General features: G+C 64.9%; 11 protein-coding genes. 6 read left to right on the top strand and 5 right to left on the bottom strand.

All coding sequences use genetic code 11. From position 1 onward, the window contains the following. Positions 1 to 47 precede the first annotated feature (47 nt). A complete protein-coding gene (locus tag ACOGJC_RS09970) occupies positions 48 to 1,010 on the bottom strand; it encodes a nucleotidyltransferase domain-containing protein (protein WP_419844851.1) in 963 nt (320 codons plus the stop codon). 143 nt (positions 1,011 to 1,153) lie between these two features. Between ACOGJC_RS09970 and ACOGJC_RS09965 the strand changes: the two genes are divergently transcribed. Then, positions 1,154 to 2,401 carry a cytochrome P450 gene (locus ACOGJC_RS09965; protein ID WP_419844850.1) on the top strand — a complete coding sequence of 416 codons (1,248 nt, stop codon included), beginning with the start codon at positions 1,154 to 1,156 and terminating at the stop codon, positions 2,399 to 2,401. Here ACOGJC_RS09965 and ACOGJC_RS09960 read toward each other — a convergent pair. Beyond that, a complete protein-coding gene (locus ACOGJC_RS09960; RefSeq protein WP_419844849.1) occupies positions 2,398 to 2,982 on the bottom strand; it encodes a DUF4389 domain-containing protein in 585 nt (194 codons plus the stop codon). The genes ACOGJC_RS09965 and ACOGJC_RS09960 overlap by 4 nt on opposite strands. 407 nt (positions 2,983 to 3,389) lie before the next feature. Here ACOGJC_RS09960 and ACOGJC_RS09955 point away from each other — a divergent pair, with 407 nt between their 5' ends. Further along, positions 3,390 to 3,623 (top strand): hypothetical protein, encoded by a 234-nt coding sequence (locus ACOGJC_RS09955; protein WP_419844848.1) that lies wholly within the window; start codon positions 3,390 to 3,392, stop codon positions 3,621 to 3,623. A 22-nt stretch (positions 3,624 to 3,645) separates the two neighbouring features. Here the strand turns inward: ACOGJC_RS09955 and ACOGJC_RS09950 are convergent, their stop codons facing one another. From ACOGJC_RS09950 to ACOGJC_RS09940, 3 genes are read right to left on the bottom strand one after another with little or no spacing between them, the layout of a single operon-like run. Beyond that, the gene (locus ACOGJC_RS09950; RefSeq protein WP_419844847.1) at positions 3,646 to 5,019 is read right to left on the bottom strand and encodes an MFS transporter; all 1,374 of its coding nucleotides are present in this window, start codon (positions 5,017 to 5,019) and stop codon (positions 3,646 to 3,648) included. A gap of 34 nt (positions 5,020 to 5,053) precedes the next feature. Continuing rightward, positions 5,054 to 5,989 (bottom strand): ABC transporter permease, encoded by a 936-nt coding sequence (locus tag ACOGJC_RS09945; RefSeq protein WP_419844846.1) that lies wholly within the window; start codon positions 5,987 to 5,989, stop codon positions 5,054 to 5,056. Further along, the gene (locus tag ACOGJC_RS09940) at positions 5,986 to 7,062 is read right to left on the bottom strand and encodes an ABC transporter permease (protein WP_419844845.1); all 1,077 of its coding nucleotides are present in this window, start codon (positions 7,060 to 7,062) and stop codon (positions 5,986 to 5,988) included. Before ACOGJC_RS09940 ends, ACOGJC_RS09945 begins: the two co-directional genes overlap by 4 nt. A 157-nt stretch (positions 7,063 to 7,219) precedes the next feature. Here ACOGJC_RS09940 and ACOGJC_RS09935 point away from each other — a divergent pair, with 157 nt between their 5' ends. Genes ACOGJC_RS09935 through ACOGJC_RS09920 form a run of 4 tightly spaced genes read left to right on the top strand, consistent with a single transcriptional unit; the run spans position 7,220 to position 10,363 of the window. Continuing rightward, on the top strand, positions 7,220 to 7,855 hold the full coding sequence (locus tag ACOGJC_RS09935) for a hypothetical protein (protein WP_419844844.1): 636 nt from the start codon (positions 7,220 to 7,222) through the stop codon (positions 7,853 to 7,855). A gap of 12 nt (positions 7,856 to 7,867) precedes the next feature. Next, positions 7,868 to 8,890: a CpaF family protein gene (locus ACOGJC_RS09930; protein ID WP_419844843.1), complete on the top strand. Its 1,023-nt coding sequence runs from the start codon at positions 7,868 to 7,870 to the stop codon at positions 8,888 to 8,890. Continuing rightward, on the top strand, positions 8,887 to 9,657 hold the full coding sequence (locus tag ACOGJC_RS09925) for a type II secretion system F family protein (protein ID WP_419844842.1): 771 nt from the start codon (positions 8,887 to 8,889) through the stop codon (positions 9,655 to 9,657). The genes ACOGJC_RS09930 and ACOGJC_RS09925 overlap by 4 nt, the downstream gene beginning before the upstream one ends. A 1-nt stretch (position 9,658) precedes the next feature. Next, positions 9,659 to 10,363, top strand: a complete 705-nt coding sequence (locus ACOGJC_RS09920) for a type II secretion system F family protein (RefSeq protein ID WP_419844841.1) — start codon at positions 9,659 to 9,661, stop codon at positions 10,361 to 10,363. Positions 10,364 to 10,366: the final 3 nt, after the last annotated feature.

Here is a 10,366-nt window from a genome sequence, read left to right as displayed (position 1 = left end):
GGATACGCCGACACCGTACCCGCCCCACCAAGAGGCGTACTAAGAGGTCAGATGCCCTCGATTTCCTCTTGGATGCGCTGGCATTGGATGAGTGCCAATTCGGCGGCTGGCGGTGGGGCGCCCAGTTCGTCGGTGATGAGATTGATGCAGACTCGGGCCATGCCCGCGGCTGCGATGGCCATGTGGGCGGCGAATTCAGGGGTGGCTTCTTCGGGGTCGCCTTGAACCCGCCGATCGGCCGGATAGGTACCGGTCTCGCGCCACACCGACGCCTCACCAGGGGTGATGGGCCCGAGGGTGGCGGCGAGTCGGGATGCGGTGGGGTGTTCGAGTTGCCCAGCGGCGACTCGCAGAAGTCCGCCGATGCTGTGGGTGTGCTCGGGGTGGGGGCCTTTCAGGGCGTGAATGAGGGCCTTGAGGGCGGTTTCCATCACGAGCTGAGCTTGGCCGCAAAGATTGAGCAGCCGGCTGCGTTCCATGCTGTCGGCGTACTTGATGTCGCCAGCCAAAAGGGCATCGCTCTCATGTTGATAGGGCCGCAGAGCCGGCAAGAGATCGTTGAGGGCGTTTGTGGTGTTCTCGAGGCTGTCGGCAGCCTGCTGCTCGTCCGACGGGGCCATACCGATCTCCTTGTGCCAATTGATGGCAGTTTTCGGAGGCCGCGAGCTGAGGGTTACAGCGTGTGCGGCGATATGGGCCTCAAAGGTCGAACGGCAGCGCTTGCTGCGTATTTCCCATTCGGGCCGATCGGTGACTCGGATGTCGGACGCCAATCCGGTGGCCTGTTCGACCGCCTCTTGGGCCTGCTGAACGATGGCCCGGCACTCGGAATAGTCGCCCAAGTCGTCGAAGACCAGCACCAAATCTATGTCCGACCCCAGCGAGGGGTCGCCCTTAGCCACTGAGCCAAACAGCAAGATCTCACCAGGATCAAAAAGCCGCGACAGGCAATCAGCCGCCCTATGGGCATCCTCCAAAGTTGGCGCCCCCCTCTCACGCAACAAAGTCACCCCCCAACCCTACCGACCCCAACCCCCAAGACGGTCCGAGCCAAAGTTCATGTTTCTTGAGAAACTCGAACGCAGGGGGAGCGGTCATTGTGGGAATCGCCGACTCCGCACCCGCACGAACAAGAGTGTCCTATGGTGAGGCGATGGTTGCTGTGGCCGAAATCGACCTGTGCCGGAATGATCTGTATAAGCAGGGTTTTCCCCACGATCTGTTCACCGGGCTGCGGGCTTCCTCACCGGTGTTCAAGCATCCACCGGCGGAGTTTGCCCGCACGGAGGAGCCGGTGGAGTTTTGGGTGCTGTGCGACCACGCCAGCGTGCAGGCGGCCAACCGGGATTGGGAGACCTTCTCGGCGATAGACGGGTCAGGCGTTTACAAGACGCAAGTGGAGCACCGCAACCACATGATCGTGTCGATGGACCCGCCCCAGCATTCCCGGATGCGGCGGTTGATCAGCGCCGGGTTCACCCCTCGGATGATCGCCCAGCTCGACGAGCACATCCGGAACCGAACCATCCAGATACTGGACGAGATCGCCGGACGGGGCGAGTGCGAGTTCGTCAGCGAAGTGGCCTACCAGCTCCCCATGCACATCATCGCCGACATCATGGGCATTCCCGAAGACGACCGGCCGTGGGTGTTCGAGCGGACCGATGTCATGATCAAAGCGTGGGATCCGGCATCGGGCCTGGGCCCCGAGGACAACGACAAAGCCCAGTTCGATCTGTGGTGCTACGCCCGTGATCTGGGGAAAGCCAAGCGAGCCAAACCAGCCGACGACGTGTGGACGATTCTGGCCCATGCCGAGATCGACGGTCCCGACGGGGACTCGACCAGCCTCACCGAGATGGAGCTGGACATGTTCTTCGTGATCCTGGGGCTGGCCGGATCGGAGACCACCCGTAATGCCCTGTCAATGGGTTTGTTGGGGCTGATGGACCATCCCGACCAGATGGAGTTACTGGCCGAGCGGAGCGATGAGGTCATGGGCACCGCGGTGGAGGAGATCATCCGCTGGTCCAGTCCTGTTCTGCTGTTTGGCCGTACTGCCACCCGGGATGTGAAGGTGGCCGGCCAGTCAATCAAGGAAGGCGACCGGGTCACGCTCTGGTACCCGTCGGCCAACCGAGACGAGACGGCGTTCGACGACCCGTTCCGGTTCGACTTGCAGCGCGACCCCAACCCGCACGTTTCCTTCGGCGGCGGTGGGCCGCACTATTGCTTGGGGGCGAACTTGGCCAAGCGAGAGGTGTCGGTGATGATCGAACAACTCCTAGCCCGGTTCAACGATTTCCACCTGACCGGCGAAGTGGAGTGGTTGGCCGCCGGCCCCACCACCAATGTAGGAGTCGGCGTCAAACGCATCCCCCTGGCATTTTCCCCCAGCTAGCTCAGGCCCAGAGGAGGGTATTTGTCGGTAAGGAGGGACCAATAGGCGCTTGTGCGGACGCTGAAGCGGTTGACCCCAACTATGAAATTGAGCAGCCCTTTGGGCCAGCGGCCGAGGATGAGCACGGCGAAGAAAGCAACAATTGCAGCCAGCTCCGCCAGAATCCCCCAGAGCATTCCCACGATGACGACCGGGATCAGGAGGATGAATCGGAAGAAGACGCTCAGGCGGCTGCGACCCTCCAACTCCGGCTCGAAGTTCACCGTGACTTCTGGGTCCTTGCCGTTGTCTTGGCTGGAGGTGTCAAAGTCAAACGGCGGGTAGGACGACCGCATGAAGACAATGAACACCCCGACTCGAGTCTGATAGCGGATCAGCATGCAGCTAACCCCGGCCAGGCCGGCGGGCAGCTTTCCGGTCAACACGATGACAATCCAGGAAAGGACGTCGATCACCGTGCCCACAATCCCCAAGAGATAGATCACGATGATGTGGGGAATCGACAGGATCAAGTTGCCGATGACCCTCCAGCGGGCCACCCTCTCCGGTGCGTTGAACTCGAATGTGGCAGGATAATCCATGACCGTCTCCTCTCAGTCACGCCCAGTCTTTCAGATTCGCCCAGTCTTTCAGATTCGCCGATTCCGCAGGCCGGCAACCGGGAACGCAGGCCCGTTGGCTCCATTTGGCCGGTAACGTTGGGCATACGCCTAGACCCCGACACAAAAGGAACTCCGAGATGGCCCGCAATCCGCTCAAGGGACTAATGAACTTCCTACGACTGCTGCGCCATATGCCTTCGGATACAACGGGTAGGTATAACGCAGGTGCAAAGGAGATTCGAAACGCTGCACGCGCTGTCCACCCTCCAAACGCTAGGGGGGCCGTCGGCAGCGGGCCTGAAAGGGACAAGATCGTTGGCAAGGCGATCGCCGATAGCCACAAGAAGGCCAGGCGCTAAATCCTCCGGCTCGGTAGGATCGTCAACATGGCCCGCAATCCGCTCAAGGGACTGGTGAACTTCCTGCGACTGCTGCGCCATATGCCTCCGGAAGGATACCGGCCTGATACCACACAGATCCGAGAAGCCACCAAAGCCGCCTTCCCGCCTAGGGCTGGCGGCGTCGGCGGCGCAAGCGGGGGAGCCCTCGCTGGCTCGCGCAAGACCGACAAGATCATCGGTAAGGCGATCGCTGATAGCCACAAAAAGGCCAGGCGCTAGATCCTCTGGGGCTGACTCCTAACTAAGACCGATGGGGAGTGGGGCGGCGGGGGAGGGATAGGGCGACGAATACGCCTAACACCGACAGCACTACCAGCACGGTCCAGATCTGTTGGAAGCGGTTGAAGAGCTCGGCTTCGGACACGTTGCCCAGGAGGCCGAAGGCGACAGCCAGGCCGGTCAGCGCTCCTACTTGGCGGGCGGTCGAGAGCACTCCCATTCCCAGGCTGTAAGTCTCGTTGTCGAGGTCTCGGGCGCCGATGGCGTTGATCATGGGCAAGCCCATTCCCCAGCCGCCGATGCCGCCCAACAAGATGGGCACGAAGAACGCCGTCCAGTAGGCCGGCTCGGGGCCTGGCACAACCCGCAGCCACACCACCGCCACCGTGGTGGTGGCCATGGCGGCTACCGCAATGGTGCGCTCGTCGAAACGGCGGCTCAGCCGTCCGGCCAAAACGCTGGCCAGGGTGGCCGCCGCGGGGAAGGGCAGCAGGGCCAGCCCCGCCCTGAGCGGGCGGTAGTCCCATACTTGCTCGAGGTACTGCACCATCATCACGAAGTAGGGGAATAGGAAGCTGGGAATGGCGATGGCGATGAATAGAGCTCGCCGGTAGGTCCGCAGCTTGAGTAACCGCGGCTCAACGATCGGAGCGGGATGGCTCAAGATGCGCTGGCGGATAAGTGGCACCAACACAATGGCCAGGGCGAAGGCAACGATGATGCGGCTGTCGGTCCAGCCCCACGTCCGGCCTTGCACCAGGCTGAGGGTCAACAGCCCAAGACTGGCCGCCACCATAAGCGCCCCGACAAAGTCGGGCAGCCGGGAAACAACCTTGCGTTCGGTTTCGGTAAGCAGGGCACGGGCGGCGATAAACGACGGCACACCGATGACCACGCTCAGCCCGTAGGCCGCTCGCCAGCCCCAGACGTCGATGAGCAAACCGCCCAAGGTAGGTGCCAGGGCGCCAGCAACGCCGCCTACCGCGGTCCATGCGGTTATGGCCCGGGTCTGGTCGTTTTCGGGCCACACTGCCAAGATCAAACCGAGTGATGCCGGCATCACGAATGCCGCCCCTGCCCCTTGCAGCGCCCGGCACAACACCAGCACCCACAATTCGGGCGCCAGCCAACCCCCCACCGAGCCGAGAACATACAGAGCCAAGCCGACAAGGAAACTCTGTCGACGACCGGTCCGGTCGGCGAGGCGCCCGGCGGCTACAACAAACGTGGCCAGCGAGATGGAGAAGGCGCTCAGCACCCAGGCGGTCGAGGGGCGGCTGGCACTGAAGCTCTCCCCGATGCTCACCAGGGCCAGCGGTTGCAGAGTGGCGTCCAGGGTGACGAGGAACACCGCCCCCATACACACCCAAAAGACCGCCCAGTGACGCGCCCGCACGGCCCAACCGTACGCGCCCCGCGATGTCAGCTAATCAACCGTCCCGGGTGAACGGCCTCGTCAGGGCGGCTGGTTGGCCGATGCGCCGGCTCACCACCACCAGCACGATCACCGTCAACACCGCGGGAGCCATGTTGGCGATGGATGCCACTGATCCGGAGATGACGTCTTGCACCTGGAGTTGCAGCACCGTGGACGACACGATGCCGAACAGCAGGGAGCCGGTCATGACCCCTACCGGCCTCCACGCCCCGAAGTACACCAGGGCAATGGCGATGAATCCCCGGCCGGCGGTGAGGTTCTGCTGGAAGATCCCGATCTCCAGCGCCAGGGCCGCTCCGGCCAGCCCGGCCATGGTGTTGCCGATGATTATGGCCGCGGTGCGGATGCCGTTCACGCTCACGCCCAGGGTGTCGGCCGCTTGGGGATTCTCCCCGACGGCTCGCACATTGAGGCCGAAGGTGGTTCGGGTGATGAGGAAATAGATCACGGGCACCAGCAAGAAAGCGACGTAGGTCAAGATGGTGTGGCTGAACAGCAGTTCGCCCGCCCGTCCGGTATCGTCGGCCAGCCAGTCGAAGGGCTTGGCCTGCAATCCGCTGATGGGCCTTGGGGTGCCCACCTGCTTTTGGAACAGCAGGTCGGTGAAGCCCAGGCCGAACAGATAGATCCCGATTCCGCTGATGCCCTGTTCGGCGTGCATCACCACGGTGATGAAGGCATAGATGAGCCCCATGACCGCCCCTACCACCAGGCCCATCAAAAGGCCGAAGGCGGCGCTGCCCGACTCCAAAGCGGTGTAATAAGCGGCGAATGCGCCGATGAGCATGACGCCTTCCACCCCCAGGTTGAGCACCCCGGCCCGTTGGCCCACGGCTTCGCCGAGTGCGGCCAACAGGAAGGGAACAGCCAGCCGGATGCCCGACGCCAAGGTGGCGGTGATGATGGCGACGGTGAAGAAGTCGTTCATGCCCGATCCTCCATCTGGATATCGCCCTCAGCCCAGCGCTGCACCCGGGATCGCAGTTTGAGGCTGCCCACCACGAACACCACCACCACACCGTTGAGCGCGATCACGAGGGCTTGGGGCACCTGCACCGCCCGTTGCAGAGAGATGCCCCCGGCCAGCATGCCGCCGAACAGGTATGACGACAGCACGGTGAACAGCGGGTGCAGCCCCCCGAACAGTGCGGTCACGATGCCGTTGAATCCGGCGCTCTGGGTGAAGGCCAACGGCCCCCCTTCGCCGATCAGGCGGTGCGACTCGCTCCCGAACACGAGCACCGCACCGGCGATGCCGGCACAGGCGCCGCTGAAGGCCAGAGCCTGGGTGATGCTGAGCTCGACCTTCATTCCTGCTGAGCGGGAGGCATGGGGATTGTGTCCCACCGCCCGCAAGCGCATGCCCAGGCTGCTGCGATGCAGGAGCAGGTACCCCAGGATGGCCACTATCAGGGCAACCACGATGCCCAAGTGGAGGCGGGTACCACCTGGCAAGATGGGCAGGTCGGCGTTGTGGCTCAAACGCTTGGTCTGCTGGATCCTGATGGCGCCGGGTTCGATGAGCCAGTCCTCCAGCAAGAAGCTCATGAAGAACCCGGCGATGATGTTCATCATGATCGTGCTGAGGATCTCATTGACCCCGCTGTAGGCCTTGAGCGCGCCGGGGATGGCCCCCCATATCCCTCCGCCGACGCCTCCGGCGATCATGACCAGCGGAACCAAAATGGGACGGGGGACATCGGGCAGGGCCAGGGCCACCAGCGTGGCCAAAATTGCCCCCATGATGATCTGGCCCTCGCCACCGATGTTGATGACGCCGGTGCGGAAGGCGATGCAGATGCCGACGCCCACCAGCATCAGGGGTATGGACTTCAAGGCGGTGGCGGCCAGTTCATCAGGGCCGCCGAACGCCCCGGTGAACAGCTCCCGGTAGCCGGTGAGCGGGTTGGCCCCGAACACCCCCAGGAGGATGGCGCCCACCGCCAGGGCGGCGATGACTGCGCTGACTGGCACAACGAGCCCGGCAAACGGCCGGAGCATACGACCTATGTCGTGCCCTCCAGAAAATCTCTGTTGATTATCGGACATTTTCAACATAGATTGTTCTGAGTTCCCCTCTGTCCGCCGAAGCGATCAAGTCGCGGAGGTTTCCATGTTGGTGACCTATTGGTCAACCAAGGGGGGTTCTGGCACAACTGTGATCGCGGCTCTCGCAAGCCTACATGCTGCCCAGGAACGCCACCGGCCTGTTCTGCTGATTGATCTCTGCGGCGACCTGCCCGCAGTGTTCGGCTGCGCTGAGGCGTCGTCGGGGTTGGCCGAGTGGCTCCGCAGCGATCTCGCCCCTTGCTCGCTCGAACGGGTGCTCGAAGAGCTGACTCCCAGCCTGTCGCTGCTTCCTCGGGGACAGGGCCCGATGGGCACTCGACGAGCCGACGAGCTCGTGGACTGGCTGACCACCGACGCCATCGTTGTGGTCGATGCGGGTGTGCTGCACCCGCCGGCCGAGCCGTCGGGCGGCGGTCCGGGCGATGACGAGCTGCGCTGGCGGCTGGCCGCCGAAGCCGACCGGTCGATACTGGTCACCCGGGCGTGCTATCTGGCCTTGCGCCGAACGGTCTCGCTCCCGGTGCGGCCCAGTGGTGTGGTGCTGGTTGCTGAAGCCGGTCGGGCTCTGACTCGATCCGACTGCGAGCGGGCCATCGGCGCGCCGGTGCTCACGACGGTGGCCGTCGATCCCGACATCGCCCGAGCGGTAGACGCCGGAATGCTGAGGACGCGGGTGCCCAAAGGCGCGATCAAAGCCCTCGGTCGGCTGACCGAGGAAATCTGAGGGGGTTGAGCGGTGGCCTGGAGTCGCAGTGGGGGAGGGCGGGAGGCCATCGAGCCGTTTCTGCGCGACCCGTCGGTGTCGGAAATCATGGTGAACGGTCCAGGACCGGTGTGGGTCGAGCGCCTCGGCCGCTTGGAGGCCACGTCTACGATCCTCGACACCGAGACCATTGAACTGCTCATCGAGCAGGCGGTGGCACCGTTGGGACGCCGTATCGACCGCAGTTCCCCGATGGTGGATGCCCGCCTCGCCGACGGCTCCCGCCTCAACGCCGTGGTGCCGCCGGTGGCGGTTGACGGCCCCTATGTGACCATCCGCCGATTCTCCGTCCGCCCGGTTCCTCTGGAGGACTTCGCCCCCTCAGGGGTGGTGGCGGCCTTGCGCTGGGCGGTGTCCGCTCGCTGCAATCTGGTGGTGTCGGGCGGCGCCGGGGCCGGCAAGACCACGCTGTTGAACGCGTTGGCTGCCTCCATTGCCCCCGGCGAGCGGGTGGTGACGGTGGAAGACGCCGCCGAGCTGGCCTTGGCCAGCGACCACGTGGTGCGTCTTGAGGCCCGGCCGGCCGACAGCGACGGGGTCGCCTCGGTCACGATCCGCCAACTGGTGCGCAACGCCCTGCGGATGCGGCCCGACCGCATCATCGTCGGCGAGGTTCGAGGGGCGGAGACCCTGGACATGCTCCAGGCCATGAACACCGGCCATGAGGGCTCGCTGTCCACCTGTCATGCCAACAGCCCGGCCGACGCGATGAGCCGCTTGGAGACCATGGTGCTCTTGGACGGAGGCGCGGTGCCTCTGGCCGCAGTGCGCGAGCAGATAATCGCCGCGGTGGACATGGTGGTCCATGTTTCCCGCCGGCCCGACGGCCGACGGCGCATTACCTCGGTGGCGGTGATCGACCGCTCTGAGGACGGCGACGGCAGCCGTCCCCGGCTGCGTCAGGTTGCCGACGAGCACCGGTTGCACAGCCTGCCTGCGGTGGTGCCCCGAATACCCGACGCCCCAGAACCCGATACCCGATGGTTGGAACGATGATCGGGGCCAAAGCCGCTTTGGCAGAAATCGCCGGTCGTGTTCAAAACATGGCCGCCCAGGCCGACCTGAGCCTGACTTCGGCTCAGGTTTGGCAGGGATTGGGAGTGGTGACGGCATTCGGAGCCGGGTTTGGCGCAGTTCAGGCCGGTGTCGTGGGGGTGCCCGTGGGCGCGGCTGGCTTTGCGGCCGGGTCCCTCATCGCGTTGAGAGCCAACCGCCACCGCCGCGATCGGATACTCGACGGGCAACTGCCCGGCTTCTTGGAGGCCATCGCCCGCGGCCTGCGCACCGGCCTTCAACTCGGCCCGGCCACCGTAGAGGCCGCGGCCAACACGCCATCTCCTCTGCACGGCGAGGTCGCGCCCTTGGCTGAAGAGCTTCAGCGCGGACTCCGCAGCGCCGATGTGTTCGACCGGTGGGCCGGTCGCCGCCCCAACAGCGGCGCCGGTCTGGCTGCGGCCGCCATGGCGTTCGCCGCTACCGCGGGCGGGGCTCGGGCTCAGGCCATCGACGGTGTGGCCGCCACGCTACGGGATCGGGCGGCTCTCAACCTTGAGGTGCGCTCCCTGACATCACAAGCACGGATCTCGGCCATGATGATCGCGGCCCTGCCCGTGGGGTTCATGCTTGTTTCCGCTGGTGTTGGTGATCAGGCCATGGGTTTCTTGTTCACCACCCGCCTCGGCTTGGCGGTTCTGGTCGCAGGGTTGGGCCTCGATGCCATCGGTGCACTGTGGATGCATCGAATCGTCAATCCCCGCGATTGAAATGGGTCTTCCCATCGCCTTGGGTCTGCTGTGGACGGCAGTGGTGGTGCTGTGGGGATGGCAGACACGGCCCCGCCAAGTTCGGTCCCCCGCCCCGGCTCCGCCCCGGTTCCGCTCGCCGAAGACCGCGCCTGCGGTCGGCTTCGCTCTGGCTGGGGTGATCGCATTGGCGGTGCATCCCGTGCTGGGAATCGGCACGGGACTGCTGGTATGGGTGGCCCCCCACCGACGGCAGGCCCGGCAGCGCCGCCGGCAACAGACCGCGATCATCGAGGAGCTGCCCGAAGCTGTGGATCTGCTCCGCCTGGCTGTCTCATCGGGCCTCAACATCCACTTGGCCGTGGCCGCGGTGGGAGACAGACTTCCCGGCCCGGTGGGGCGGGGATTGGCCGACGCGGCGCAACAGGCCCAGGCTGGCCTGCGGCTCGCCGATGCACTGGAACCGCTGCCCGACAGCATCGGCGAACCGGTGCGGCCACTGGTGCGGGTGCTGATCGACGGCGACCGCTACGGCACCGAATTGGGACCTGCGTTGGAGCAGGTGGCCGCCGACAGCCGACTGCTGCGCCGCCGCCAAGCCGAAGAGCACGCCCGCCGCTTGCCCCTGCGGCTCCTGCTCCCGCTGGTGGGCTGCATCCTGCCCGCTTTCATCCTCCTCACGTTGGCCCCGGTCATTGCCGAGACTCTGGTCGCGATGCGCCGATGACCG

Source organism: Candidatus Poriferisocius sp. (genome assembly GCF_965204015.1).
In the GTDB taxonomy this organism is placed as follows: domain Bacteria; phylum Actinomycetota; class Acidimicrobiia; order Acidimicrobiales; family Bin134; genus Poriferisocius.
This window is presented reverse-complemented; position numbering and strand designations above follow the sequence as displayed.